Annotated in this window: 22 protein-coding genes; 9 read left to right on the top strand and 13 right to left on the bottom strand. The window is 74.6% G+C overall.

Annotation, left to right across the window (positions count from 1 at the left end; all coding sequences use genetic code 11):
- Nucleotides 1–27 precede the first annotated feature (27 nt).
- On the top strand, nt 28–264 hold the full coding sequence (locus ACZ56L_RS17195) for a hypothetical protein (protein ID WP_345224172.1): 237 nt from the start codon (nt 28–30) through the stop codon (nt 262–264).
- Here the strand turns inward: ACZ56L_RS17195 and dapA are convergent.
- Entirely contained in the window at nt 255–1,154 is a 900-nt protein-coding gene (gene dapA / locus ACZ56L_RS17190; RefSeq protein WP_471064806.1) for a 4-hydroxy-tetrahydrodipicolinate synthase, read from the bottom strand. The two genes, ACZ56L_RS17195 and dapA, sit on opposite strands and share 10 nt — an antisense overlap.
- A 149-nt stretch (nt 1,155–1,303) precedes the next feature.
- Between dapA and ACZ56L_RS17185 the strand changes: the two genes are divergently transcribed.
- Both ACZ56L_RS17185 and ACZ56L_RS17180 read left to right on the top strand, forming a co-directional pair.
- A complete protein-coding gene (locus ACZ56L_RS17185; protein ID WP_471064804.1) occupies nt 1,304–1,960 on the top strand; it encodes a DUF4232 domain-containing protein in 657 nt (218 codons plus the stop codon).
- 107 nt (nt 1,961–2,067) lie between these two features.
- Nucleotides 2,068–2,769 carry an antibiotic biosynthesis monooxygenase gene (locus ACZ56L_RS17180; RefSeq protein ID WP_401757793.1) on the top strand — a complete coding sequence of 234 codons (702 nt, stop codon included), beginning with the start codon at nt 2,068–2,070 and terminating at the stop codon, nt 2,767–2,769.
- 95 nt (nt 2,770–2,864) lie between these two features.
- Here ACZ56L_RS17180 and ACZ56L_RS17175 read toward each other — a convergent pair whose 3' ends face one another.
- Nucleotides 2,865–4,730, bottom strand: coding sequence for an endonuclease/exonuclease/phosphatase family protein (locus tag ACZ56L_RS17175; protein ID WP_401757795.1), 1,866 nt, complete (start codon nt 4,728–4,730; stop codon nt 2,865–2,867).
- Between the two features lie 243 nt (nt 4,731–4,973).
- On the opposite strand from ACZ56L_RS17175, the gene ACZ56L_RS17170 reads away from it, so the two are divergent.
- Both ACZ56L_RS17170 and ACZ56L_RS17165 read left to right on the top strand, forming a co-directional pair.
- Nucleotides 4,974–6,461: a hypothetical protein gene (locus ACZ56L_RS17170; RefSeq protein WP_471064801.1), complete on the top strand. Its 1,488-nt coding sequence runs from the start codon at nt 4,974–4,976 to the stop codon at nt 6,459–6,461.
- A gap of 452 nt (nt 6,462–6,913) precedes the next feature.
- Nucleotides 6,914–9,034, top strand: a complete 2,121-nt coding sequence (locus tag ACZ56L_RS17165; RefSeq protein ID WP_471064799.1) for a terpene synthase family protein — start codon at nt 6,914–6,916, stop codon at nt 9,032–9,034.
- A gap of 283 nt (nt 9,035–9,317) precedes the next feature.
- On the opposite strand, the gene ACZ56L_RS17160 is transcribed toward ACZ56L_RS17165, so the two are convergent.
- On the bottom strand, nt 9,318–11,699 hold the full coding sequence (locus ACZ56L_RS17160; protein ID WP_471064797.1) for a protein kinase domain-containing protein: 2,382 nt from the start codon (nt 11,697–11,699) through the stop codon (nt 9,318–9,320).
- A 247-nt stretch (nt 11,700–11,946) separates the two neighbouring features.
- Between ACZ56L_RS17160 and ACZ56L_RS17155 the strand changes: the two genes are divergently transcribed.
- Nucleotides 11,947–12,174: a hypothetical protein gene (locus tag ACZ56L_RS17155; RefSeq protein ID WP_185025425.1), complete on the top strand. Its 228-nt coding sequence runs from the start codon at nt 11,947–11,949 to the stop codon at nt 12,172–12,174.
- A 120-nt stretch (nt 12,175–12,294) separates the two neighbouring features.
- On the opposite strand, the gene ACZ56L_RS17150 is transcribed toward ACZ56L_RS17155, so the two are convergent.
- From ACZ56L_RS17150 to ACZ56L_RS17140, 3 genes are all read right to left on the bottom strand, one after another.
- Nucleotides 12,295–12,504 carry a hypothetical protein gene (locus ACZ56L_RS17150; RefSeq protein WP_468684192.1) on the bottom strand — a complete coding sequence of 70 codons (210 nt, stop codon included), beginning with the start codon at nt 12,502–12,504 and terminating at the stop codon, nt 12,295–12,297.
- A 98-nt stretch (nt 12,505–12,602) separates the two neighbouring features.
- Nucleotides 12,603–13,838, bottom strand: a complete 1,236-nt coding sequence (locus tag ACZ56L_RS17145; RefSeq protein WP_471064794.1) for a TerD family protein — start codon at nt 13,836–13,838, stop codon at nt 12,603–12,605.
- 144 nt (nt 13,839–13,982) lie between these two features.
- A complete protein-coding gene (locus ACZ56L_RS17140) occupies nt 13,983–14,201 on the bottom strand; it encodes a hypothetical protein (protein ID WP_471064793.1) in 219 nt (72 codons plus the stop codon).
- A gap of 95 nt (nt 14,202–14,296) precedes the next feature.
- Between ACZ56L_RS17140 and ACZ56L_RS17135 the strand changes: the two genes are divergently transcribed.
- Complete coding sequence (locus tag ACZ56L_RS17135; RefSeq protein ID WP_471064791.1) at nt 14,297–15,337, top strand: AraC family transcriptional regulator; 1,041 nt, start codon at nt 14,297–14,299, stop codon at nt 15,335–15,337.
- Between the two features lie 201 nt (nt 15,338–15,538).
- On the opposite strand, the gene ACZ56L_RS17130 is transcribed toward ACZ56L_RS17135, so the two are convergent.
- Entirely contained in the window at nt 15,539–16,351 is an 813-nt protein-coding gene (locus tag ACZ56L_RS17130) for an NAD-dependent epimerase/dehydratase family protein (protein WP_345224193.1), read from the bottom strand.
- An 84-nt stretch (nt 16,352–16,435) separates the two neighbouring features.
- Complete coding sequence (locus ACZ56L_RS17125) at nt 16,436–17,641, bottom strand: MFS transporter (RefSeq protein ID WP_471064788.1); 1,206 nt, start codon at nt 17,639–17,641, stop codon at nt 16,436–16,438.
- A gap of 294 nt (nt 17,642–17,935) precedes the next feature.
- On the opposite strand from ACZ56L_RS17125, the gene ACZ56L_RS17120 reads away from it, so the two are divergent.
- Together ACZ56L_RS17120 and ACZ56L_RS17115 are read left to right on the top strand one after the other, a co-directional pair.
- Nucleotides 17,936–18,529 carry a TIGR03086 family metal-binding protein gene (locus tag ACZ56L_RS17120; RefSeq protein WP_345224195.1) on the top strand — a complete coding sequence of 198 codons (594 nt, stop codon included), beginning with the start codon at nt 17,936–17,938 and terminating at the stop codon, nt 18,527–18,529.
- Between the two features lie 145 nt (nt 18,530–18,674).
- Nucleotides 18,675–20,012, top strand: coding sequence for a S28 family serine protease (locus tag ACZ56L_RS17115; RefSeq protein WP_345224196.1), 1,338 nt, complete (start codon nt 18,675–18,677; stop codon nt 20,010–20,012).
- Between the two features lie 93 nt (nt 20,013–20,105).
- On the opposite strand, the gene ACZ56L_RS17110 is transcribed toward ACZ56L_RS17115, so the two are convergent.
- The 5 genes from ACZ56L_RS17110 to ACZ56L_RS17090 all read right to left on the bottom strand — a co-directional run bounded on the left by ACZ56L_RS17110 (nt 20,106) and on the right by ACZ56L_RS17090 (nt 25,275).
- The gene (locus tag ACZ56L_RS17110) at nt 20,106–21,566 is read right to left on the bottom strand and encodes a peptidoglycan D,D-transpeptidase FtsI family protein (RefSeq protein WP_471064785.1); all 1,461 of its coding nucleotides are present in this window, start codon (nt 21,564–21,566) and stop codon (nt 20,106–20,108) included.
- A 118-nt stretch (nt 21,567–21,684) separates the two neighbouring features.
- Nucleotides 21,685–22,302: a response regulator gene (locus tag ACZ56L_RS17105; protein ID WP_380837074.1), complete on the bottom strand. Its 618-nt coding sequence runs from the start codon at nt 22,300–22,302 to the stop codon at nt 21,685–21,687.
- A gap of 89 nt (nt 22,303–22,391) precedes the next feature.
- On the bottom strand, nt 22,392–23,687 hold the full coding sequence (locus ACZ56L_RS17100) for a sensor histidine kinase (RefSeq protein ID WP_468684204.1): 1,296 nt from the start codon (nt 23,685–23,687) through the stop codon (nt 22,392–22,394).
- Nucleotides 23,684–24,655, bottom strand: coding sequence for a hypothetical protein (locus ACZ56L_RS17095; protein ID WP_468684206.1), 972 nt, complete (start codon nt 24,653–24,655; stop codon nt 23,684–23,686). The genes ACZ56L_RS17100 and ACZ56L_RS17095 overlap by 4 nt, the downstream gene beginning before the upstream one ends.
- A gap of 131 nt (nt 24,656–24,786) precedes the next feature.
- On the bottom strand, nt 24,787–25,275 hold the full coding sequence (locus tag ACZ56L_RS17090) for a GNAT family N-acetyltransferase (RefSeq protein ID WP_345226580.1): 489 nt from the start codon (nt 25,273–25,275) through the stop codon (nt 24,787–24,789).
- Between the last annotated feature and the right edge of the window lie 52 nt (nt 25,276–25,327).

Raw genomic sequence — 25,327 nt, 5'->3', positions numbered from 1 at the left:
TGGGCCGTACGAGTGGTTAAGCCGATCATGAATCTGCCGATCATGCGCACGGTCCTGGCCGTCGCCGCAGCCCTCGTCCTTCCGGTCCTCGCCGGCTCCGCCGCGTACGCCGACGAGACGCACCACAACTCCCACAACGCGCCGAGGGTGTCCCTGCTGAGCACCGGGCAGATCGACGACCCGCTGGAGGACGTGCTGGAGCACGCCGCGATCCTGGGGCGGACGTACGTCGTGGAAGGGGCGGAGGCGCCCGATCAGTCCTGACGCGTCAGCTCCTCGTACGCGGCCAGCAGCCCGTCGACCACCTCGGTGGCGGCGGGCTGCAGCGGTTCGCGGAGCGGGCCCGCGGGCAGCCCGAGCGCGTTCAGGAGGGCCTTGGCGGTGACCGTGCCGGGCAGGCCGGACGCCATCATCAGCTCCGCCAGCGGGAGCGTGCGGTGGTGCAGGCGGGCCGCCGCGGCCACGTCGCCGCGCGCGTGGGCGTCCAGCGGGGCCCGCACCGCCCGCGGCGCGACGTTCGCGACCGTGCTGATGAAGCCCGCGCCGCCCACCGAGCGCAGCGGCAGGTTCGTCTCCTCGCAGCCCGAGTAGTACGCGAGATCCGTGCGGGCGATCACCTTCGCGCTGCCCAGCAGGTCGTACGCGCAGTCCTTCACGCCCGTGATGCGGGGGTGGGCGGCGAGGCGCAGCAGCGTCTCGGGTTCGATGCGCACTCCGGTGCGGGCCGGCACGTCGTAGAGGACGACCGGGATGCCGACGGCGTCCGCGACCCGGCGGAAGTGCGCCTCCAGGGCCGCCTGCGGGGGCCGGCTGTAGTACGGGGAGACCACCAGCAGGCCGTCCGCGCCCGCGCGTTCGGCGGAACGGGCCAGTTCCACGGTGTGCGCGGTGTGCGCGCTGCCGACCCCGGCGAGCAGCGGGACGTCCGCACCGACCGCTTCCCGTACCGCGCGCAGCAGGGCCGACTTCTCGGCGTCGGAGGTGGTCGGCGACTCCCCGGTGGTGCCGTTCAGCACCAGGCCGTCGCAGCCGCCGACGGTCACCAGGTGGTCGGCGAGCTTCTGCGCGCCGGGCAGGTCGAGGGCGTCGCCGGTGGGGGAGAAGGGCGTGATCATCGCGCAGAGGGCGGGCCCGAAGGGGGCAGGGGTCGTCATGGACGCAGTCTCGGGGACACGCACTGTTCAGGTCCACTTAGAAATTCTTTGCTCGAAAGGTAAGCAGAGGTTGGCTGTTGGGTACCGTCTGGCATGATCCCGGCAGGGGAGGCGCGGGGCGTTCCGCGCGGGGGCAGGGGAGTGGTGGCGTGGATTTCCGTACGCGTGCGAGTACGGGCAGGGGTGCGGGCGCCCGGGCGGGTGCGGTGGTGCTGCTCGGGGTGTTGGTGCTCACCGGCTGCGACGGCTTCCTGGTTCCGCCGGGAGAGGGGGAGCGCCGGCCGACGCCCAGCGCCGGGGCGCCGTCGCCCTCGGCCGCCCCGACGGCCCCCGTCCGCACCGGCGCGCCGCCGCAGGCCGTGGCGCCGTCCGCCGGGGCGACGTACCGCCCGCCCGTCGCGCACGACTGTTATGCCGGTGTGCGGGTGGACCTGGGGGGAATCCAGTCGGCGCTGATGCACCGGTCGGCCGTCGTCACCCTCACCAACTGCGGCGACGTGCCCTACCGGCTCTCCGGCCGGCCGGACGTCAGGGCGTTCGCCGCCGACGGCAGGGTCCGCGACATCGAGGTGGACGTACGCGAGGAGGGGAAGCGGGCCGACGAGGTGGTGCTGCTGCCGCCGGGCGCGGTGGCGTACTCCCGGCTGGACTGGCGGCCGTACGACGGTGTCGAGAAGGCACGCGCCCTGGAGATCGCCGCCGGGCCCGGCCAGCCCGCGCGCAGCTTCTCGCTGGAGGAGGAGGGGGACGTGGAGATGGTCGACGCCTTCGACGTGACGCCCTGGGCGCTGACCCGGCCGAAGTGAACGGCCCGGGGCCGGGACGCTTGACCTCGACCTGGCTTGACGTTTCAGGATGATCCCGGAAGCCGCCCCGGGGGAACCGCTCCCGGCGTTCGGACGAGAGGACCGCCATGACCGCAGCCGTCGTCAACAGCCGACCGGACATCACCCGTTCAGGGGTGCGGGTCGTCAAGGTCAGTACCTGGGACGTGGGCTCACCGGAAGGGCAGCGGGCGGCCGTCGGCGCGATCGAGCGGGCGTGGCTGTCGCGCCCGTGGCCCGAGCGGGGGCCGCTCTCGTACAGCGTGTACGCCGGCGAGGACGGCCGGACGCTGCTGCACTACAGCCAGTGGGCGGACGAGGACGCCTACCGGGCGTTCTTCGCCGAGGGCCGCGACGAGCGGAACGAGGAGATCGACGCCGCCGTGCCCGGGGTGCGGCGGCTCGGGCTGCACTCGTACGAGCTGTACCGCAGCAGGATCACCGAGGGCGACGACCGCCTCCCGGGCAGCGTCGCGGTCGTCGAGGTGGACTTCGCCTCGCCCGACCCGGCGCGGGCGCGGAAGTGGGTGGACACCGTCTTCGCCGCGCTCGACGCCTCGGCCGGCGAGGACGAGCCGGACGGCGGCCTCTCCGCGCACTTCCACGTGGGCCTCGACGGCTCCCGGGCCCTCAACTTCGCCGAGTGGACCGACGCCGCCTCGCACGCCGCGATGATGAACGCGCCCGGGGAGACGCCCGTGGAGTGGCAGCGCGTCCACGGCTTCGACGGGCTGACGGGCAGCAGGGTGCGGCGGTACGCCCCCGCGCTCAGCCTGAGCGCGGGGGCGTGACGGGCGCTGCCGGTGTCACGGGCACTCCCGGGAGCGCCGGTGCCCCGGGCGTGCCCCAGGGCTGCCGGTGCTCTCCGGCGGCGGCGCTCCCCCCGCTACGGGCGGAAGCGGAGCACCTGGGGGTCGTGGTCGCTGTTCTGGTCGGCGAACTCGGCGTTGATGTGCACGCTGTCGTAGGAGAAGTGCTTGACGGCGGGGCTGGTCAGGATCTGGTCGAGCACCTGGCTGTTGCCCTGGAAGACGTACGAGTAGCGCTCGGAGCGCGGCAGGGACTTCACGGCCGCGCGCAGGGCGCCGCCGTCGGTGAGGGCCTCCGTGGTGGCGGAGAACTCGAAGTCGTTGATGTCGCCGAGGACCAGGACGTTCGCCCGGCGGTCCGCCTTCAGGACGTCCTTCACGAATGCGTTCACCGTCTGCGCCTGTGCCAGCCGGCGGACCTCCGAGGAGCGGACCGGCGGCTGGTGGTGCGAGGTCAGGGCCTCGTCCCCGCCCTTGGAGCCGAAGTGGTTGGCGACCACGATCACCGGCTCGCCGCGGAAGCGGAACTCGGCCGCCAGGGGCTTGCGGCTGTTCTCCCAGGCGGCGTTCGCCGGGTCGACGCGGCCGGGGGAGAGGGTGAGCGCCGCGCGGCCCCGCTCGCGGACGACGCCCGTGGCCTTCGTCGCGTCGCCGCCCGCGCGGTGGGTGAGGGAGACCCGGGCCGGGTTGTAGAGGAAGACCTGGCGGATGTTGCCGCCGGGCTCGCCGCCGTCCTTGTTGTTCTCCGGGTCGATCGAGGTCCAGGCGTACGCGGGACCGCCCGCCGCGGCGATCGCGTCCGTGAACTTCTTGACCGTCGCCCCGGCGGCGACCGTGCCGTCGTTCTGCTTCCCGTTGTCGTCCTGGATCTCCTCCAGGGCGACGACGTCGGGCGAGGCGAGGTTCTCCACGACCGCCTTCGCGAGGGCGTCGAACTTCTCCTGCGGGTCGGTCGGGTCGAGGTTCTCCACGTTGTACGTGGCCACCGCCAGCTCGCCGCGCGACTGCTTGCGGGTCTGCTCGCGCTTCAGGCCCCGGTCGACCACCGTGCCGAGGGTGTTCGCGGTGAGCGTGTAGCCGCCGTACTGGTTGAAGTCGAGCGGGCCGGTCGCGCCGCCGGACAGCACGTCGCCGACGTTCGCCTTCGGGAACGGCCGCTCGGCGAGCGGGGCCAGTTGCTGGATCTGTATGCGGCCGGTGTTCTGGGCGGCGTACGAGCCGTAGACGGCGCCGCCGCGCCGGTTGTCGTTCTCCCCGGGCTTGACCGTCACCCACAGTTCGGCGTGCGCGTCGGTCGCGCCGACGACGCGGGAGGTGCCGACGCGGACGTTGCTGCCCTCCAGGGACTCGTAGAGGTCGAGGGCGTAGCGGCGCGGGTTCAGGGCCAGGCCGTTGATGCTGCCGCCGGCCGCCGGGTCGCCGTCCGGGGCGTACCGGGAGGGCACCGTGCGGGAGTCGATGAGGACCGGGGCCGGGACCGGGTTGCCGGAGGAGAGCACCGTCACCGTCGGCTTCGAGAGCTGGGTGAGGGACTGGTTGCCCGAGGTCGGGCCGCCCGGCACGTACTCGGTGACAGTGCCGGAGACCTTCACCGCGTCGCCGGGCCGCACGGTCGGGGCGGCGGAGGTGAAGACGAAGACGCCCTCGCTGGTGGCGGCGTCGCCGTCGCCCTTCGGGTCCTGGAACCAGAAGCCCTTCGAGCCGTACGTCCGGACCCCCGTGACGATGCCCTCCACGTCGGCGACCGGCCGGCCGGCCAGCGGGGAGAGGCGGGTGGAGCCCTGGATGTCGTGGATGCGGACCGGGGCCGCGGCCGCGTCGTCGGCGGAGGCGGCGGCCGTGGCGGAGGCGGCACCGGTGAGCAGGCCCGCGGCGAGGGCCGTGGCGAGGAGGGTGGCGACCGCGGTGGTTCTCGGCAGGGAGGGGGACGGACGGGACGTCATCAGGGGACTCCGGAAGTGAGGGTTGCGCGCGGGCGGCAGAGGTCCGCACGGGAAAGGTTCTACGCGCGTCAATCTCTTTCCTGCGCACGGGTGTTGTCAAGGCTCCGGGGGCGAGCGGCCGATGCACGGAACCTGACGGGTGCATGAACCCCGGGGGACCGGTGCGGATACGTCTACGCTGGGGGCCGCTCCACCCGCTCCACCCCCTTTTGCCCCACGTGCGTCACCGAGGAGAACCCCCAGATGTCCGAAGACCGCCCCACCCTGCCGCCGGTGCGGCTGCACTCGGACGCGGAGCTGGCGCGGGACGCGCTGGCCGCGCCGCTGTTCGCCCGCGCCGTCACGCTCGCCCGCTGGGCCTCGCCCGACACCCGGGTCGGCGCGGGCGGCGAACTGGTGGAGGAGCAACTGCCGGAAGCAGCAGCCGTGTTGGAGCTGGGGCCGGCCGACGGGGTGGAGGACGAGGAGGACGCCGCCGCCTGCGCGAGCGAGGCCTGGCGCACGGCGGTCGACACCGGGCTCGTGGACGTCACCGACCCGCCGGACCCCGCCGGCTCCGCGGCGGACGCGGCGCACGGCACGGCCGCGCCCGGCGAGGCGCTCGCCGTGGTCGCCGGGGGCAGCCCGCAGGACGTGCTCGGGCTGTGGCTGGAGGCCTTCGAGACGGCCTTCGCCGACGCCACCGCGCCCGTGCTCGACGACCTCGGCGCGCTCCTCGGCGACGACGGCGAACTCGACTTCGACGCGCTCGACTGGGACCCGCAGCAGGAAGCGGAGTTCCTGGAGGCCGTCCTCGGCAACCTCTACCTGCTCACCGTCTCCGGCGGCGGGCCCGAGGACGGCTGGGTGCCGCTGCCCGCGCTGGCCGCCTCGATGATCGTGCCCGACGACATGGGCGAGCCCACCGATGACGTACTGGAACAGGTCTCCGACGCGATGATGCGTCTCGACGACCAGTTCCGGGTGCTGGAGCCGGTGGGCCTGGTGGCGTACCGGCCGGTGGACGAGGCGTTGATGGCGGAGGAGCCCGAGGGTTCGCCCGCCGCCGGGGAGCTGGACGAGGAGGACGTCGCCTGTTACGGCATGGTGCGTCTGACCCCGCTCGGTCTCTACGGGGTGCGCGCCCGGATGCTGGAGGCCGGGGTGGACGCCCCGGCGGTCGGCGATCTCGCCGAGAAGGGCGCCGACGTCCTCCTCGCCTCCCTCGCGTACTACCCCGAGCAGGCGGGGCGCGCCGAGCTGGAGCAGTGGCTCGCCCGGCGCGAACCGGCCGCCGCGGCCGAGGAGTTGCTGTCCGCCGCCCGTGGCCAGGACCCGGCCGCACCGCTGCGCAGGCTGCGCTGCCAGCAGGGTCTGCTGCTGGTCGACGCCGCGGCGGAACCGTCGGTGCGCGCCGTGCTGGACGACCGGGAACTGGGCGGGCTCGCCCGGGTGTGGCTCGCCGAGCGCGGCGCGGCCGACGTGCCCGCGCCGCCGCAGGAGATGGTCTTCTGGCTCGCCGTCGACACCATCGCCGCCCAGTTGGACGCCGACGGCGAGACGCCTGAGCTGGAGGAACTGGTGGTGGGCCTGATCGGCCAGCACACCGGATTCCTCGACTCCGCCTGGCGCGTCGACCACCCGGCGACCGCGCCGGTGCTGGAGGCGATGGGACGGCTGCACCCCGAGAAGAAGATCGCGAAGGAAGCGAAGAAGGCGGCCTTCAAGGCGCGCTCGCGGACGGGCGCCTAGCGCCGCGTTGTCCTGAACCGCCCCCGTGCGCACGGCACTCGGGGGCGGTCCCGTGCCCGGGGCATGTGCCCGTCGCCGCAGGCCGGGACGGGAGCGGGCCGTTCCGGGTGGCTGGAAGAAAACGGCGCACCGGGGGCGCGTGATGACTGGTTCACGCCTCCTCGTGTTGGGTATCGGTTGGATGCCGCAGGGTGTGGCGTACCTCCGATGGCTGTGCGTCGGCCGAGAGGCAGTGTTCGATGACGATGGCCCCGGCCCATGGCCCCCCACCGTGGGACCGGTAGCGGAAGGGCTCCGTCGTCCCTCCCCCTGCACGGCTGTTCGGCGCTCGGGAGCCGGTCGGTTCCGGGCGCCCGTCCGCTGCTCGCCCCCGGGCGCTTTCGCGCGAGCGAGCGGCCCGGCGCGGCCCCGGCCGCGCATCCGTGTCGTCCACGCCCCGAGAAGGACTCTCCATGACGCCCGCCACCGCAGGCCCGGCCCTCATCGGCCGGACGGGATTCGATCCCGGCCAGGTGCCCCAGTACTACACCCGCAAGACCTCCGACATCCTGCACAAGTACGGGCCCGGACCCCGTACGCACTTCCACGTCGGCATGTTCGGACCCGGCGAGCACCCGCAGACCACCGTGGCGCAACGGGTCCTCAAACGCCGCATCGTCGACTCCCAGGAGGCGGTGCTCGCCCGCGCGGCACAGCTGTGGGACGTGGCGGCCGCGCCGCCCGAGACCCTCCTCGACGTCGGCTGCGGACTCGGCGGCGGCTCGCTGTTCTGGGCGCAGGAGTACGGGGCCCGGGTCACCGGACTGACCGTCACGCCCGACCACATACCGGTGATCGAGGACTTCACCCGCAGGGCGGGCGCCCAGGGGCAGGTCACCGCCGTGCTCGGCGACGTGCACGACTGGGAGCGGGACCGGGAGTACGACGCCGCGGTGGCGATCGAGAGCTCCGGCTACATGGACCGTGAGCGGCTCTTCACGGTGATGGCCAGGACCTTACGGCCGGGCGGCTGGTTCGGCATCCAGGAGCACTTCCTGTGCCGCCCGGAGTGGACGGAGTTCGTCGACGGCTACTACCGGACCCGGCTCGGCACCCTCACCGAGTACATCCGCGCGGCCCGCGCGGCGGGCTTCGAACTGGAACTGGACGAGGACATCACCGACCGGGTGTCCGAGTTCTGGGTGCAGTCCATGGCGTGGACGACGGCGGAGATCGAGGGCATCGACGAGGGGCGCGGCTCCCCGATAGCCCGGGACCGCCTGGTCGAATCGGCCCTCACACACGGCAAGTTCTACCGGGTCTGGCGCGACCACGCCCTGGAGACCCGCCTCCTCCTCTTCCGGCTGGCGGGCGGGCCCACCGCCTCCCCGGCCCCCGCCCCGGTCCCCGCGCCGTCCCCCGAGGCCGCCCCCCGTGCCGGGGCGGTCACCGCCCAGCGCTTCGGGCGGACCGCCGCCGACGCCGCCCGGCGCGGCACCAGCGGTCCCCGGTCCGCGCTCGGCGAGAGCCTGCCGCCGTTCTACTGCCCGCTGCCCGACGCGGGCGCGCACCCCGACGCCGAGGCGCTCGGCGCGCACGCCCTGGCCTGGGCCGACCACTACGACCTGTACCCGAACGCCACCGAACGGGCCTGGGCGCAGGCCATCCACAACCCCGACTTCGTCTGCCGGGCCATCCCGCACGGCGACACCGAGACCCTGCTGCTCTTCATGGAGTGGAACTACTGGGCCTGGGCCGTCGACGACTGGCAGGACTCCGGGAGCGCCGCCGGACGCACGGCGGTCGTCGTCGACCACGGCCAGCGGGTGCTGCGCGCCTTGGAGGCCCCCGGCTCCGGACTGCTCCCGGCCGGTGCGCTCTCCGCCGCCCTGGACGACCTCGTCACCCGCACCCGGGCCCGCTTCACACCCGCCCGGCTGCACCGGCTGACCACCGGCACCCGGGACTGGCTGGCCGGGGTCGCCGGCCAGACCGCCAACACCGAACGCGGTCGGATGCCCTCCCTCAACGACTACGTCGCCCAGCGCGTCTCGGTCAACGGCACCCGCTTCTCGCTCGCCTTCAGCGAGGCCGCCAACGGGATCGAGCTGCCCCCGGACATCCACTTCTCCCCGCCGGTCCAGGCCCTGACCGACGCCGCCGGGTTCATCGTCTCCTGCGACAACGACCTCTTCTCGTACGCCATGGACGACCACCTCACCCCGCCGGCCCAGAACCTGGTCAACGTCCTCGCCCACCAGCGCGGCCGCACCCCGCGCGAGGTGCTGCCCGAGGCGGTGGTCCTGCGGGACCGGGCCATGACGTACTTCACCACCCGCGCGGAACGCCTCACCGCCGGACACGGCCATCCCGAACTCCCGCGCTACGTCCAGGCGTTGGAGACGTACGTCGCCGGATGCATGCGGTGGATGAGCAACGCCCCCCGGTACGCCAGCCCCCGCAACCGGCATCCGATGCCGGTCGAGGGCGCCTCGTACGGCATCACCGTCACCGACCGCCCCGCGCCCGGCGGCGAGCAGGACGGCCCGGTCCCCGGGGTGCCCGCGCTGGACTGGTGGTGGGGGCAGGAGTGAGACACGGGTACGGGTCCGGGGCGGGCGGCTCCGGGCCCGTACGGCATGCGGCGCGGCGGCCCCGGCCGGGCCCGGTCGGCCGCCCGCGCGGCGGCGGCCTCCCGGCGGAACCGCTCCCGGTGGTGCGGCTCGGCGGCGGGACGCGCGTGCACCGTCTGCACGGCGACCGGGCGGCCCCCGGCCGCCCGCCCCGGGAACACCTGCCCCGTCCCGCCGGAACCGGCCCGCCCCGACAACCGGAGCGGGCCGGGCCGCCGGAAGCAGCCGGGCGCCGGCGGCCCGCTCACGCCGCCCCCGGGCCGCGCAGCGTCAGCAGGGTGCGGCCCACGCACAGGTGGAGGAGCCCGCCGCCCGCCGCCGCCTGCACCCCTCTCATCCGCTCCACCGGCACCGCCCACACCAGCTTCCCCGTCCGGGGGTCCAGGGCGTGCACCCCCCAGCCGGTCGAACGGCCGCCGTCGGCGGCCGGCACCGAGGGGTCCGAGCCCGCCGCGTAGAGCAGGCCGCCCGACACCAGCGGCACCGCGTCGTCCCCGTCGTCCAGGCGGCGCACGTCCGTGCGCATCCACACCTGGTGGCCGGTGGCCGCGTCCAGGGCCCGCAGATCGCCCCCGCCGGCGTGCACCAGGCCGTCCGTCGCGCGGGGCGTGATCGTCGCCCCGCTGCCCGCCGGGCGGGACCAGCGCCGCTCACCGGTGGCCAGGTCGACGGCGGCGACCGCCTCCGGGCCCGGATAGTGCCGCACGCCCGAGGAGCCGGGGTGCGCCTGCGGATACGCGGAGCCGCCGGGGATCTCCCGCTCGGGCGTGCCGTCGCGGTCGCGCAGGACGACCAGCGGGCCGTCGGCCGGCTCCCGGGCCGGCGTCCGGTGCTCCGACACGGCCACCGCGAGCCGTCCGCCGCCCTGGTGGACGGCGAGCACGCCCGTCGCCGTGCCCGCGCGGTGCCAGAGCGGCCTGCCGTCGCGCGCGTCGAAGCCGTACGCCCGCCACCTGCGGCCCTGTGCCGTGCGCCGTTCCCACAGGGTGCCGGAGGCGGCGAAGGTGACCAGGCAGACCACGGCGCCGTCGGCCGTCAGGTGGGCCGACTGGCCCTCCAGTTCGCTGACCGGCCGGTTCGGGGAGGTGTCCCGGAACGGGTTCGTCACCAGGTCCCGGGTCGCCCAGCGGCGCGCTCCGGACGCCGCGTCCAGGGCCACGATCCCGGTGTCCGTCAGCGGCTGCCGCAGCACGAACACGGTGTCGCCCACCGGCCGCACGTCCCGGAGGCGGTCCTCCCCGTACCGCCAGCGCACCTCGCCCGACGCCGCGTCGTAGCAGGTGAGGAGGCGTGTCGTGCGCACGTACAGCGCGTCGCCGTGGCGCAGCACCGCGCCTCCGTACGCCGGCGCGTCGTCCAGGTCGCGCGACCACACCGTGCGGCCGGGCGTCCACGCGAGGGGCGTCGCCGCCTTCGCCCCGGGCGTGCGCCCGCCGTCGTCGCCCAGCAGCACGCCCGCCGCGGCGGAGCCGGCCACGGCGGTCACGGCCGCTCCCGCCCAGGCGAGGAAGCGCCGGCGGCGGGGCCCGGCCCCGGGCTCCCGGCCGGCGGCCGTGCGCGCGTCCCGGCGCGCCGCCGCGTCAGTCGTACCGCTCGCGTCGGTCGTATCGCTCGCGTCCGTCGTACGGGTCCCAGCGGCCGCGTCGACCGGGGCCGGTGCGGTCTGCGTCGCGGCGGGGGGCTGCCGGGACGTGGGCGGGGCGAGGAAGGCCGCCGGGATCTCGTCCTCCCACTCCTCCTGCACCTCCACCAGTTCCGCCGTCGCCTCCTCGTGCTCCCGTACGAGTCCGGCGACGGGCTCCTCCTCCCACCAGGGCCGCGCGGCGGCCCGCCCCGCACACCACTCCAGGGCCCCGGCGACGGTGGGCCGCTCCGCCGCGTCCAGCGCGAGACACCGGCGCAGGAAGGTCTCCCACTCCGCGTCCGGCACCCCCAGCAGGCACGGCGGCTCGTGCAGGGTGCGGTGCAGGACCTGCGGGGCGGTGCCCGAACCGTACGGATTGCGGCCCGTGCTCGCCAGCACCAGCAGCGCGCCGAACGCGAACACGTCGGCGGCGGGCCCCACTTCGCCGTCGCGGGCCAACTGCTCGGGTGCGACGAAGCCGAGCGTGCCCACCGGCTCCCCGCCGTCCTGCGCCGCGCCCTTCGCCAGGCCGAGGCCGAGGACCTTGGGGCCGTCGCGGGTGACGACGACGTTGGCGGGCTTGAGGTCCCGGTGCACCAGACCGGCCGCGTGCACGGCGGCCAGCGCCTCGGCGAGCGCCGCCCCGAGCGTGCCGAGCGCCGCCGAGTCCAGCGGGCCGAGCGTGCTGATGACGTCCACCAGGGCGGGACCCGCGCAGAACTCGCTCACCAGCCAGGGGAGTTCGGCCTCGGTGTCCGCGTCCAGGACGGCGGCCGTGAACACGTCCTCCACCGCGCGGGCCGCCGTCACCTCCCGGCGGAACCGCTCCCGGAAGCGCGCGTCGGACGCCAGCCGGGGGTGCAGGGTCTCCAGCACGACCAGCCGCCCCGCCGGGGTGCGGGCCAGCTCCACGCGCCCCGTGCCGCCCTCCCCGAGCGGTGCGACGACGTGGTACCGGTCCGAGGACCGTCCCGGCCCGGCTTCGGACGCTGAGGCTGACATTCCTACGGCTCCCCTCCCGCTCGCCCCCACGGCGCCGGACGCTGACTGCGACGCCCGGGACGGGGCGCGCGGTTGCGCCGGTGCGCGGGCTGTGACGCAACGCACCGAGGAGCGGCCGTCCTGGCCGTCGTGGGCCTGACGAGGGGCGGGTCGCGGGGCGGGCGGGAGGAGCGCGGCGGGGCGGACGGGAGTGGCGGGCGGGAGACGGGCATGGCATCTGGTCTCCGGTGGGCGCATACTGAAGGTGATGACAAAGCCAGCCGGAGCCCGGCGACACCTGCCGTCCAGTCCCTTCAACGTCCCGGCCCCGGCCGCCCCGCCCATTGAGAACTACGAGGTGGGAGACCGGGTTTCGCATGATCAATTCGGACTCGGAAGAGTCGTGGGAGTCGAGGGAGACCTCGCCGTGCTCATCGACTTCTCCGGACGTCAGGGGCGGATCCTCAGCCCCTACTCCAAGTTGACCAAGCTCTGAGCCTCCGCGGCTCCGGGAAAACGCCTCCGCCCCGTGTCCCGATCATCACGATCGGGACACGGGGCGGAGGCGTTTCGGCGCTCCGTCAGTGCGGAGTTCCGGTAGGAGGCGGGGACGCGCTCAGGACACGGGCTCGGTCGCGGCGTCGTGCGTCGCGGCCGCCCACTCGACGAGGAGCAGTTCGTACTCCTCCGAGGGCCAGGCCCCGTCCGTCGTCTGCGCGTCCACGAGGCGGCGGATGGCCGCGTTCGTCTGGTCCGCGCCGGGCGTTTCGGATCCCTCGGGGCCCGAAGCCTCCGGGCCGGGGGCGGGCGGAGAGGTGATGGACATGTCTTCCAGGCTACGTCCGGCTCCGCCCCGCCAAACCGCTGCGGCACGTGGCTTCCGTCACGCCCCCGGCCCCCGCGCGCCGCGCCTTCCGCCCGCCCCTACAGCGCCTGGGCCGCGGGTTTCACCATGCCGCGCACCGTGCGCGACTTCACGAAGTCGCCCATCGCGGTCATCTCCCACTCGCCGCTGAACTGCTTGATCAGCTTCGCCATCATCACGCCCGTCTGCGGCTCGGCGCCCGTCAGGTCGAAGCGGACCAGCTCCTCGCCGGTCGCGCCGTCGAGCAGCCGGCAGTAGGCCTTGGCGACCTCGCTGAACTTCTGGCCGGTGAAGGAGTTCACCGTGAAGACCAGGCCCGTGGCCTCCGCCGGGATGCGGCCGAGGTCCACCGTGATCACCTCGTCGTCGCCCGCGCCCTCGCCCGTGAGGTTGTCGCCGGAGTGCTTGACGGCGCCGTTCAGGATGGACAGCTTGCCGAAGTAGCAACTGTCGATCATCTTGCGGTTGCCGTCGTAGGCGATGACCGAGGCGTCCAGGTCGATGTCCTTGCCGCGGAACGCGGGCTCCCAGCCCAGCCCCATCTTGACCTGCGAGAGCAGCGGGCGGCCGCCCTTGACCAGGGAGACCGTCTGGTTCTTGGTCAGGCTCACCCGGCCCTTGTCCAGGTTGATCTTGCCGGAGCCCGGGGCGGGGGCGGCAGGGGCCGCGGGCGCCGGGGGAGCGGCCGGGGCCGCCGGGGCGGCCGTCCGGGGGTCGTACGACGGCGTGGGCGCCGACGGCGGGGCGGCGGGTGCCTGCGGGGCCGCCGGGGCGGCCGGGGCCTGCGGGGCGGCGGGAGCGGGTTCCTCGACCGAGACGCCGAAGTCGGTGGCGATGCCGGCCAGCCCGTCGGCGTACCCCTGGCCGACCGCGCGGACCTTCCATGCGCCGTTGCGGAGGTAGACCTCGACCACGACCAGGGCGGTCTCCGAGCCCAGTTGCGGCGGCGTGAACGAGGTGATCACGGCGTTGTCGTCGGCGCCGCGCACGGTCGCCGTGGGCTCGATGCCCTGGAAGGTCTGGCCCGCGGCGTCCGGGCTGGCGGTCACCACGACCCGCTCGATGCCCGGCGGCAGCGCGCCCGTGTCCACCAGGATCGAGTCCGGCGCCGTGCCGCCGCCCGAGCGGTAGGTCACACCGGGCCCGGCGGGCTGGTTGTAGAAGATGAAGTCGTCGTCGGAGCGCACCTTGCCGTCGGCGGTGAGCAGCAGGCCCGACACGTCGAGCCGCACCGGGGCGGCGACGTCCACGGCCACGCGGGCGGTGGGAAGCGGAATGTTCGAGCCGGGGGTCATTGCGGTCATGTCACAGCTAACGACCCGGGGCGCTTTGCCGTTCCCTTACCTTCGGACGAATTTGCGCACGTCGCCCGGACGGCCCCGCGCCGGACCCCGCGCCGGACCCCGCACCGGCCCCCGGTCCGCGGGACGCGGACGCGCTCAGCGGTTGCGCGGGTGGCTGCGGGCCGTGCGTTCGTTGCCGAACTTGTACGCCCCCGTCCAGCGGGCCATCACGAGCTGCGCGTCGCCGTCCGTCACCTCCGCGAGGAACTTCTCCGCCCGGCCGCCGCGCAGCGTGGCGGCGGCACGCTCGCGGTGGCTGATGACGACCGTCCCGTCGCCGCGCTGTTCGTATCGGAATCCCCGGGGTCTCGGCATGGGCACAAGAGTCCCGCACCGGAAACCGCCCGCGCGAGTGAATTTAGCCAGAAGCCCCGTCGGCAGGAGGCGGCACCGGTCCTAACCTGACGCCCGTGCACACCTTCAGGTCCGCCGATCTGGACGAGACGCGTCAGGCCATCGGCGAGCGTTTCTACCCCACCCGCATCGAACCGCTGGGCGATCCGGGCGGGTTCGAGTCCCGGATGGACACCGCGCGCCTCGGCTCCCTCACCGTCGGCGACCTCGTGCTCGGCGCCGATCTGCGGATGCGCTTCGGGGAGCTGGGCCACTACCACGTCAACGTCCTGCTGGGCGGCACCCTGGCCTGGCGGCAGCAGGGGCGGGCCGAGGCCGTCGCCACCCCGCAGCGCGGCTGCGTCCTCGACCCGGCGTCCGTCACCCGCATCGACCGCTGGAGCAGGGACTGCCGCCTGCTCGCCCTGAAGATCGAACCGGACGCCCTGCACCGGCAGCTGGAGCTCCTGCTCGGCCGTCCGCTGCGCGGCTCCGTCGATTTCGCGCCGGAAATCGACGTCACCCGGGGCGCGGGGCGGAGCTGGGCGCGGCTGCTGTCCTGGGCCGTGGACCAGGCCCGCGACGCCGACGCCCTGGCCGCCCACCCCGTGATGGCCGCACCCCTCCAGGAGACCCTGCTCAACGGGCTGCTGCTGGCGTCGGACCACCCCTACCGGGAGGAACTGGCCGCTCCCGCGCCGCCGTTGCGGCCCGCCCCCGTCAAGCGAGTCCTCGACCTCCTGCACGCGCACCCCGAACACCCGCACACCGCCGCCTCGCTCGCCGCCGTCGCCCAGGTCGGCGTGCGGCGGCTCCAGGAGGGCTTCAGGGACCACGTGGGGACGACCCCGACCGCGTACCTGCGCGGCATACGGCTCGACCGGGCGCGCGCGGACCTGGCCGGGGCCGCGGCGGACGGGGCGGCCGGCGTCACCGTCGCCGACGTCGCGTTCCGGTGGGGCTTCGGGCACCTGGGCCGTTTCGCGGCGGCCTACCGGGCCCGGTTCGGGGAGTCCCCCTCGTACACACTGCGCCACCGCGCGGACCGGCCGCCTTCGCCGCGCAAAGCGGACGAGGACCGCGCGGAGCGGATCGCGCCGCTCCGGGCCGCCCTCTAGGTTGTCCGTATCGCGGGCGTGCTCGCTCTTTTCCGGTTCCCCCCGGGCGGGCTCGTCGGCGATGCTCTCCGGCCGGTCCCGGAAGCGCCGGGCGCGGAAGGCCCCGCGGTTCCGGGCCGGCCGCCCCTCACCGGGCGGCCGGACCCGTATCCCGTCCCGCCGGTGGGCCTTGGCCCGGCCGGCACGCCGCCCGCGTTCCCGTCAGTACGGCCACTGCGGCGGATCGGTGCAGAAGGCCCCGCCGAGGAAGTCGTGCTCCGGGTCGCCCGGACGCGGCTCCCCGTGCTCCGCGATCAGCTTCTCCGCGTACTGCTCCGCGTCGTCCTGCGGTGCGTATCCCAGCGCCCGCGCGGTCGACAGGTCCCAGCACAGCCGGGTGTTCGCGGAGGACCCGTACACCACCGTGTGCCCGACCCGCGGGGCGGTGAGCGCCGCGTCGAAGAGGCGGGCGGCGTCGCCCGGGCTCAGCCACATCGACAGCATCCGCACCGTGGACGGCTCCATGAAGCACGCGCCGAGGCGCACCGACACCGTCTCCAGGCCGTCCCGGTCCCAGTAGAGCTGGGCCAGGTCCTCGCCGAACGCCTTGGACAGGCCGTAGAAGGTGTCCGGGCGGTGCGGGGCGTCGGCCGGGATCAGCGGGCCGTGCGGGCCGGGCATCGGGGTGAAGCCCACCGCGTGGTTGCTGGAGGCGTGCACGATCCGCCGCACGCCCTCCGCGCGGGCCGCCTCGTAGAGGTTGTACGTCCCCTCGATGTTGGCGCGCAGGATCTTCTCGAAGGGCGCCTCCAGCGAGATGCCCGCCAGGTGCACGATCGCGTCCACCCCCTCGACGGCCTCGCGCAGGGCGTGCTTGTCGCCGAGGTCGGCGGTCACCGCCGCCGGTTCGCCCTCGATGGGCGTCGCGTCGAAGAGCCGCAGCTCGTATCCGTACGCCGGCAGCAGCCCCCGCATCAGGGTGCCGATGCCGCCGGCCGCGCCGGTGAGCAGGATGGTGCGGGAAGCAGCGGGCATGGGAGGGGCTCCTCAGGGGTTCCGCGACGGGGCGCCGCTGGGGGCGGCGGCCGTCGCGACGCTAGGGAGCGGGACGCGGCCGCGTCAAGTAATGGGCGCAGTACGGCGGTTCGTGCTACGGGCACCCGAAACGAGCGCGCCCGCCGCGGCGAGTCCCGCCGCGCCCGTCGCCGCGAGCACCGCCCGGTGGCCGGTCACCGCGACCAGTGCCGAGCCGAGCGCGATGGCGGCCGTCATCGGCCCGTACACCAGCGTGGTGACGGTCGCGGAAGTACGTCCCAGGAGCGCGTCCGGCGTCTCGCGCTGCACCGCGGTGAACACCACGATCAGCACGCACGGCAGCCCGAGCCCGATGCCCGCGCTGCCCGCCAGCACCGCCGCCTCGTACGGCAGCGCCCGCAGCGCCGCCGACAGCGCGAACAGCGCGATGCCCGCCGCGGCCAGCGCCCGCTCGGGCGTCCGGCGCAGCAGGGGCCCGGCGAGGACGCCGGTGAGGACGGTGCCCGCGCCCTGGACCGCGTACAGCACGCCCGTGTACGCGGGGGAGCGGCCGAGGCCCTGGTCGACGACGGCGAAGACCATGGCCCCGCCGAGGCCGGAGAGCACCATCGTCGCGGAGGCCGCCGCCACCAGGGGCCGCAGCACGGGGGAGCGCCGCAGGAACCGCGCGCCGTCCGCCCAGGACCCTTCCGCCCGGGGGCCGGGGGCGTCCTCGCGCACCCGCAGCAGCGCGATCAGCCCGGCGGCGACGGCGAAGGTGAGGGCGTCCAGGAGCGCCACCGGCAGTCCGCCGAACCGGGCGAACAGCGCGGCCCCGGCCAGCGGGGCGAGCAGCTTCATGCCCTCCTGGGCGGTCATCCGCAGCCCGTTGAAGTCACCGAGCAGCCGCTTGTCGACGGCCCCGGCGACCAGCGCGGACTCGGCGGCGTCCGCGAGCGTCCCGGCCGTCCCGTACAGGAAGAGCATCCCGAACAGGATCCACACCCGGTCCGCCGCGTCGACGGCCGCCAGCGAGACCAGGAGCGCCGCCGTCGCGAGGTTCACCGCGATCAGCAGCGGCCGCCGGCGGAACCGGTCGGCGACCGCGCCCAGCAGCGGCCCGGCCAGCACCGGCAGCCACAGGCAGAAGGTGGTGAGCGCGGCCAGGGCGTCGGAACCGGTCAGGTCCTTGACCCAGATCCCGGCGGTCAGCCACATCGCCGAGCTGCCGAACCCGGACACCACGACCACCGTGAGGAAGAGGGCCGCGTTCCGGTCCCGCAGGACGTGCGTTCGTACGGAGGTGATCACTGCCGGGCCGCCTTCGTTTTGTTCGGGTGGGGCGGCGTCAGCGTGGCAGCGCGGACGGGGCCGAGGCATCGGGAAGATGCCCTAGATCCCGCCTCCCGCAGGGCCTTGGGCCCGCCGGACAGGTGCCGCCCGGACAGTGAGGACCACCGCCCCGACCTGGGAAGTCGCCCATTTCCAGAAGAACTTCGAGCCGTTTCGATGAGTTTTCCGGCGGCCGTGAGTCTTCCCTTCGTCGCTGCCGCGACGGCGCACCGCTGCCGTCGCGGCTCCGGGACGCAACAGGGAGGGACCTTGATGACGACCACCACGACCGCCGCCCCCACCGCCGTCGTGTTCGACCTCGAACCGGCGGCCCGACGCCTCGTCCGGCTGCTCGACGGGGTGACCGAGCAGCAGCTCCAAGGGCCCACGCCCTGCGCCCGGTTCACCGTCCGGGACCTCCTGGCGCACCTCGTGCACCGCACGGCGGCGTTCCGCGACGCCGCCCGCAAACGGCCCGAGCCCCCCGCCGGGGACGCCCTGCCGGCGGACTGGCGGCGGCGGCTGCCGGGGCAGCTCGCCGCGCTCGCCGGCTCCTGGCAGCAGCGCGACGCCTGGACCGGGGCCACCACCGTCGGCGGCACCCCGCTGCCCGCCGGGGTCGCCGCGCAGATCGCCCTGGACGAACTGGTGCTGCACGGCTGGGACCTGGCCCGCGCGACCGGGCAGCCCTTCGTCTGCGACCGGCGGAGCCTCCAGGTGGTCTACGCCCTGCTCGCCCCGGAGGCGGACAACCCGGCCCGCGCCCCCATGTTCGGCCCCGTCGTGGACGTACCGGACGGATCGCCGTTCCTGGACAGGGTGGTGGGGCTCGGCGGGCGGGACCCCCGATGGGTCCCCGCGGCCTGAGAGTTCACCACTCAGTACGCATGTCGGACACCGGAATCCGATTCGGTGGCCGTGAGGGGCTGACGACGGGCGGGCCGGCGTGCTTACGATGCGGGGCTGCGGCGCATCGATCAACGCGTCACCATCCGCCCGAGGGGAATTCAGCGTGCGTACGAAGGTACTTCCCGCCCTGTTCTGTGCCGGACTCATAGCCACGACCGGCGTGCTCGCCGGAAACGCCGCCAGCGCGGCGCCCCGTGGCAGCTCGGCCGTGGCGCAGGACGCCACCGTCCGGGAGAAGCTGGAGAAGATCCCCGGCCTGCGGATCGTCTCGGAGACCCAGAAGGAGGGCCGGCCCTTCTTCACGCTCATGCTGAGACAGCCCGTCGACCACGACCGGCCGTGGCGCGGCAGCTTCGAGCAGCAGTTCACCCTGTGGCACAAGGCCGAGACCGCCCCCGTCGTGCACTACACCGGCGGCTACACCCTCTCCTCCAGCACCCGCGAGATCACCCGCCTGCTGGACGCCAACCAGGTGAGCGTCGAGCACCGCTTCTTCGGCAAGTCCGTCCCCGCCGGCCGGACCGACTGGAGCAAGCTCACCATCCAGCAGCAGGCCGCCGACGAACACAACATCGTGCGGGCCCTGAAGCGCATCTACCCGGCCAAGTGGCTCGGTACGGGCGCCAGCAAGGGCGGCATGACGCAGACCTACCACGAGCGCTTCTACCCGGAGGACCTCGACGCCGTCGTCGCGTACGTCGCCCCCAACGACGCCGACAACCGCGACGACCGGGTCTACGACGAGTTCTTCGCCACCGTCGGCACCGCCGAGTGCCGCACCGCGCTGGACGCCGTGCAGCGCGAGATGCTGGTGCGCCGCGAGACGATCCGGCCGCTGTTCGAGGCCACCTCCAAGGAGCAGGGCCTCACCTTCCGGCAGCTCGGCTCCACCGACCGCGCCTACGAGTTCTCGGTCCTGGACCAGGTGTGGAACTTCTGGCAGTCCGGCTCCGCCGCCGACTGCCCGACCGTCCCCGACGCCAAGAAGGCCACCGACCGGGAGCTGTACGACTGGTCGCTGGGCCACGGCCTGTCGATCTACTCCGACGCCGACGCGGGCCCCGAGGGCACCGGCCCCTACTACCGGCAGGCCGCCGCCCAGCTCGGCTGGGCCGACCTGAAGTTCAAGCACCTGCGCGACGTCCGCAACCACCCGGACATCTACCAGCCCAACTCCCTGCTCGCGGCCGACATGCGCACCCGCTACAGCGGCTGGGACGCCAAGGACGTCGACCGCTGGGTGAACAAGAAGGGCCAGCGGATGATGTTCGTGTACGGGCAGAACGACCCGTGGAGCGCCGAGCGCTACCGCCCCTCCAAGCGCGACTCGCACCTGTACGTCGCCCCGGACACCAACCACGGCGCGCTCATCTCCAAGCTCACCCCGGAGCAGCGCGCCGAGGCGGAGGCCACGGTCAAGCGCTGGGCGGGCGTGAAGTAGCCCACCGGACGCACGCGTCGAGCGCGGCCCGCGCGGGCCGCGCTCGACCCGTCGCCGTCCGGCACGGGACCGCCGGGCTTCCGTGCCCGCGGCTCACCCGCCCAGTGCGGCCTGCATGGTCTTCCGCGCGACCGGCGCCGCCAGACCGTTTCCGCTGACCTCCGAGCGGGCCGCGCCCGAGTCCTCGATCAGGACCGCCACCGCGACCTCCTTGCCGGTCCTCCGGTCCTTCGCGTACGAGGTGAACCAGGCGTAGGGCGTCTTGCTGTTCTTCACGCCGTGCTGGGCGGTGCCGGTCTTGCCGCCGACCTCCGCGCCCGCGATCCGCGCGTTGGTGCCGGTGCCGTCCTCGACGACCGTGACCATCGCGCTGCGCAACTGCTCGGCGGTGCGCCCGGAGACGATCCGCCTGTTGTCCGCGCCGTCCTCGTGCTTCTCCAGCACGTCGCCGCCCGCGCCGGTCACCTCCGACACCAGGTGCGGGGCGGGCAGCTCGCCGTTGTTGGCGAGGGCGGCGGAGACCATCGCCATCTGCAGCGGGGTCGCCGTCACGTCGAACTGGCCGATGCCCGTCAGCGCCGTCTGCGCCTTGTCCATGCCCTGCGGGTAGACGCTCGCGTAGGCGCGCACCGGCACGTCCAGCTTGTCGGTGTTGAAGCCGAACTTCTCCGCCATCGCCTTCACCTTTTCCTGCCCCAGGTCCACGGCGAGCTTCGCGAAGACGTTGTTGCAGGAGTACTTGAGGGCGGTGCGCAGGGTGGCGTTCTCGCACGGCGCGGACCGGTTCTCGTTGTGCAGGACCGTGCGGGTGCCGGGCAGGGTGTACGGGTCGGGGCTGGCCGTCGGGGCGTCCACCGAGTCGTACAGGCCGTTCTCCAGCGCGGCCGACGCGACGACCAGCTTGAACGTGGAGCCGGGCGGCAGCGGCTGGCGCATCGCCCGGTTGGTCATCGCCTTGTCCTCGTCGTCGCCGGAGGTCAGTTTCTTCCAGGCCGCGCCGTCGTGCGATCCGGTGATCGTGGAGGGGTCGTACGACGGGGTGCTGACCATGCCGAGGATGCGGCCGGACTTCGGGTCGAGGGCGACGACCGCGCCCTTCTTGTCGCCGAGCGCCCGGTAGGCGGCCTTCTGGACGGCCGGGTCGATGGTGGTGACGACGTTGCCGGGGCGCGGGTGCTTGCCCTGGACCAGGTCGGACGGGTTCTTCAGGCGGTCGTCCGTGCCGTCGAGGACCTTGCGGTAGATGCCCTCCAACTGGGTCGCGCCGTACACCTGCGAGGTGTAGCCGGTGACGGGCGCGTAGAGCGGCCCGTCGGTGTAGGTGCGCTTGTACGCGAGGTCTCCGCCCTCCGTCTTCGCCGAACCGGTGACCGGCGAACCGGCCACGATGATGTTCCCGAGCGGACGGGCGTACTGCTGCACGATGTTCCGCCGGTTGTCCTTGTCCTCTGCGAGCGCCTTGCCCTGGTACGCCTGCACCCATGTCACCCGCACCAGCAGCGCGAGGACGAGCAGCAGGCAGAACACGGCGGCGCGCCTGATCGTCTTGTTCATCCTGTGGGGAAGGACGAACGGGGGCCGGACGGGAGTTCCGTCCCGCGGTGGTTCTCATCCTTTCTTCAGGTACGGGGCCTCGGGCAGGGGCCTCGGGCGCGGGACGGCCGCGCCGGGCTCAGCCGGGCTGGATGTAACCCGTCTCGTACGCGAGGATCACGGCCTGCGTACGGTCCCGGGCCCCCGTCTTCGCGAGGACCGCGGCCACATGGGTCTTGGCGGTGGCCGCGCCGAAGCCGAGGGCGGCGGCGATCTCCGCGTTGGTGAGGCCCTTGGCCATCAGCCGCAGCACCGCCGCCTCCCGCCCGGTGAGCCGGGACGCCCACGGGGGCGGGTCCGCCGCCCGGCCACGGCCGTACTCGGCGGCGAGCGAGCGGACCGCCGCGGGGAACAGGAGGCTGTCGCTGCGCGCGACCAGCCGCACCGCCCGCACCAGGTCGTCGGCGCCGGCCCGCTTCAGCAGGAACCCGGCGGCGCCCGCGCGCAGCGCCTCGTACACGTAGGCGTCGTTCTCGAAGGTGGTGACGACGACGATGCGCGGCGGGTCGGGAAGGGTGGCCAGGAGCTGCTCGGTGGCGCGGATGCCGTCGATCTCCGGCATCCGCACGTCCATGAGGACCACGTCGGGGCGCACGGCACGGACCACCGAGACCGCCTCCGCGCCGGTCGCGGCCTCGCCGACGACCTCCAGGTCGGGTTCGGCGTCCAGGATGACGCGCAGCGCGGTGCGGACCATGCGTTCGTCGTCGGCGACGACGAGGCGGACGGGGGCGGGCAGGGGGTGCTCGGCGGCGGGGGCGGGCGGGGGCTGTCGGGGCGTGGTGTTCATCGGGGGTCCCTTCCGGTCGTCTCGGCCAGCGGCAGCCGGGCGGTGAGCCGCCAGACCCCGTCGGACGCGTGTGCGCCCGCCTCGGCGTGCCCGCCCAGCAGCACGGCCCGTTCGGCCATGCCGCGCAGGCCCCGGCCGCCGCCGGGGCGGACCGGGGCGGGGCGCCGCGGCAGCGGGTTCTCCAGCACGATCTCCAGCTCCCCGCCGTGCACGGCGGCCCGCAGCGAGACGGGCCGCGCGCCGCCGTGCCGCAGCGCGTTGCTCAGGCCCTCCTGGACGATCCGGTACGCCTCCCGCGACACCGGGCCCGGCACCTTCGCCAGGACGTCGTCGCCGTCCCCGGCGCGCGTCACCGGGACGCCGCTGCGGGCGAGCAGGCCGGCCAGCGAGTCGAGCGCGGGCCCCGTCCGGTCCCCGGGGGCGTCCTCGCCGCGCCGCAGCACGCCGAGGACGGCGTCGAGTTCGCCGACCGTGCGCCGGGTGGTGTCCTCGATCGCGGCGAGTGCCTCCCGTACGAACTCCACGTCGTCGGGCCGCCCGCTGTCCAGGACCTTGCGGGCGGCCCCCGCCTGGAGGGTCACCGCGCTCAGCGCGTGTCCCACCGAGTCGTGCAGCTCGCGGGCCAGCCGGTTGCGCACGGCGAGGTCGGCGGCCCGGCGCTCGGCCGCGGCCAGCCGGTCGGCGGGGGTGGGCCCGAGCAGCACCGGCGCACACCGGGCCAGCAGCGCGGAGGCCGCCGCGCTCACCGCGGCCAGCAGCAGCATCGACAGGACCCCCGCGACCGGGGCGAGCGCCAGGGCCCAGGGCTGCCCGGCGAACTCCGGCAGCCCGTACCGGGACTCCCGCAGGACGGGCACGAACGGCAGGGCCACCAGCACGCACGCGAACGGCGTCAGCGCCAGCGAGGCCCCGCTGACGATCCCGCCGAGCGCCAGGTGCAGCGTGAACCACCCCGAGGTCCGCACCCGGGCCGCCCGCGTCCTGGCCGGCCCCTCCGGGAAGCCGTCGCCCCGCGCCGGGGCGAGTCCCAGCGAGCGGACCGTCGCCACCGACAGCGGCCGCGCCGGGGCCAGCAGCCCGAACACGGCGACCAGCGGCAGCACCGCCGCGAAGGCGGAGAGCTGGCCGGCCGCCGACAGGAACGGGTTGCCGCCCCCGGCCAGCGGGCCCACGACCACGGTCCCCACGAGGTGGAACGGCATCAACAGCGCCCCGCCCACCACCAGGTGCAGCCAGCCGAGCCGCGCCGACCGCCCGAACAGCCATGTCCGCAGGGACCGTTGCCCGCTCATCCGGTGTGCTCCCGCTGCTGCCTCAGCCGGGCGAACAGAGACCTGCCGCCCACCAGGGCGAGGAGTCCGGTGATCACCTGGACAGCGTAGGCCAGCAGGTCCGCGAGCGGGGCCGCCTCCGCGTTCCCGGCCATGGTTCCGGTGGCCAGCATCCAGCCGCCCCAGCAGCCCAGCACACCCGACCCCGTCCAGGCCGCCGCCAGCGCCGCCCGCAGCGGGATGCGGCCGCCGAGCCGCAGCGCGAGCACCAGCAGGCCGGCGGCCGCGGTGAGGGCGAAGGCCCCGTGCACCCCGGAGACCAGCCGGGCGTTGACGGAGAGCGCCTGCCCGGCGCCGCTCCCGTGCCCGGTGCAGGCCGCCAGCAGATGCGGTACGGAGCAGGCGGCGGCCAGCACGGCCCCGGCCACCCCGGCGGCCCCGGTACGGCCGGCCGGGCGCGGCAGCCCGGCGACGGGGCCCTGCCACAGGTGCCCCCAGCGCTCCTTCGCGTACCGGACGAACAGCGCGCCCAGGGCGAGCCCCTGGAGGATGAACCCGCCGTAGACCACCGTGAACACCCACGGGTCGAGGAACGGGGCCTCGTCGGGCGGCGTGACGCCGGGGGAGTCGCCGAGGAGCAGTTGCAGCGGGAAGGCGGTCATGATCGGCGCGAGCAGCCCGGCCGCCGCCCACGTCGGCAGGACCAGCAGCGCGGCGGGCACCCGGCGGCCCCATGCCTGGGTCAGCAGCAGGGCCAGCGCGATGACGGCGGCGTCCATCAGGACGGTCACGGAGTTGGCGAGCGCCATCAGCGCCGGCATCTCCAGCAGCGCACTGCCGTCGGGGATGCCGAGCCGGCCGCCCGCGATCCAGGAGACCTTCAGGGCGAGGTACGGCACGCAGGCGACGACGGCCACGGCGCGCAGGGCCCGCACGGCGGCGGAGGGCGGCCGGACGGCCGGGGCGAGCGGTGCAGTGAGGGTGGTCATGCCTCCACACTCCCGTCCGGGCCGCCCGCGTACCTCCTGCTCGCGGCGGAACCGCCTCCCCCGCGCGGGGGAGGCGGCCCGGGAGGGCGAGGGGGAGGGAGACGGCTCGGGCGTGCGCCGGTGGAGCCGGTTCAGGAACCGAGTTCGAGGACGACCTCCTCGATCTCCACGCCCCGCGCGTTCGCATACCCCCGCTCCCGGTGCGAGAGCACGAACCCGCACTTCTCCATCACCCGGATCGACGCGCTGTTGTCCGCCGCCGCCCGCCCGTACAGCGGCCGGTCCGCCACCAGGTCCAGCAGCGCCCGCAGCGCCCGGGTGGCCAGCCCGAGGCCCCAGTGCTCGCGGCCGATCCAGTACGTGATCTCCCGCTCGCCGGCGGGCCCGAACACGGCCGCGTTCCCGACGACCACCTCCTCGCCGTCCGCCCCGTGGGCCACCACGGTCCGCGCCACCACCTGCGGATCTTCGCGCACCCGCCGCCAGTGGGTCGCGAAGTGCTCGCGGTCGGCGGGGTCCTCGCTGGTGAAGGCGGCCATGTCGAGGGCGGCGGCGTCATTCATCTGCTGGAAGAAGACCGGCAGGTCGCTGTCGCGGACCTCGCGCAGCAGGATCCGCAGGGAGGTGGACTCGGAATGCGAGGGAAGCACAGGCGTCCTCCGGTCGGAGCGT

Source organism: Streptomyces sp. NPDC039736, assembly GCF_055596485.1.
This window is presented reverse-complemented; position numbering and strand designations above follow the sequence as displayed.

Bases quoted from the DNA above. Each gene is read 5' to 3' on its own strand.
- ACZ56L_RS17195 (WP_345224172.1), top strand. From the start codon at position 28: ATGAATCTGCCGATCATGCGCACGGTCCTGGCCGTCGCCGCAGCCCTC.
- dapA (WP_471064806.1), bottom strand. From the start codon at position 1,154: ATGACGACCCCTGCCCCCTTCGGGCCCGCCCTCTGCGCGATGATCACG.
- ACZ56L_RS17180 (WP_401757793.1), top strand. From the start codon at position 2,068: ATGACCGCAGCCGTCGTCAACAGCCGACCGGACATCACCCGTTCAGGG.
- ACZ56L_RS17175 (WP_401757795.1), bottom strand. From the start codon at position 4,730: ATGACGTCCCGTCCGTCCCCCTCCCTGCCGAGAACCACCGCGGTCGCC.
- ACZ56L_RS17170 (WP_471064801.1), top strand. From the start codon at position 4,974: ATGTCCGAAGACCGCCCCACCCTGCCGCCGGTGCGGCTGCACTCGGAC.
- ACZ56L_RS17165 (WP_471064799.1), top strand. From the start codon at position 6,914: ATGACGCCCGCCACCGCAGGCCCGGCCCTCATCGGCCGGACGGGATTC.
- ACZ56L_RS17160 (WP_471064797.1), bottom strand. From the start codon at position 11,699: ATGTCAGCCTCAGCGTCCGAAGCCGGGCCGGGACGGTCCTCGGACCGG.
- ACZ56L_RS17155 (WP_185025425.1), top strand. From the start codon at position 11,947: ATGACAAAGCCAGCCGGAGCCCGGCGACACCTGCCGTCCAGTCCCTTC.
- ACZ56L_RS17150 (WP_468684192.1), bottom strand. From the start codon at position 12,504: ATGTCCATCACCTCTCCGCCCGCCCCCGGCCCGGAGGCTTCGGGCCCC.
- ACZ56L_RS17145 (WP_471064794.1), bottom strand. From the start codon at position 13,838: ATGACCCCCGGCTCGAACATTCCGCTTCCCACCGCCCGCGTGGCCGTG.
- ACZ56L_RS17140 (WP_471064793.1), bottom strand. From the start codon at position 14,201: ATGCCGAGACCCCGGGGATTCCGATACGAACAGCGCGGCGACGGGACG.
- ACZ56L_RS17130 (WP_345224193.1), bottom strand. From the start codon at position 16,351: ATGCCCGCTGCTTCCCGCACCATCCTGCTCACCGGCGCGGCCGGCGGC.
- ACZ56L_RS17120 (WP_345224195.1), top strand. From the start codon at position 17,936: ATGACGACCACCACGACCGCCGCCCCCACCGCCGTCGTGTTCGACCTC.
- ACZ56L_RS17110 (WP_471064785.1), bottom strand. From the start codon at position 21,566: ATGAACAAGACGATCAGGCGCGCCGCCGTGTTCTGCCTGCTGCTCGTC.
- ACZ56L_RS17105 (WP_380837074.1), bottom strand. From the start codon at position 22,302: ATGGTCCGCACCGCGCTGCGCGTCATCCTGGACGCCGAACCCGACCTG.
- ACZ56L_RS17100 (WP_468684204.1), bottom strand. From the start codon at position 23,687: ATGAGCGGGCAACGGTCCCTGCGGACATGGCTGTTCGGGCGGTCGGCG.
- ACZ56L_RS17095 (WP_468684206.1), bottom strand. From the start codon at position 24,655: ATGACCACCCTCACTGCACCGCTCGCCCCGGCCGTCCGGCCGCCCTCC.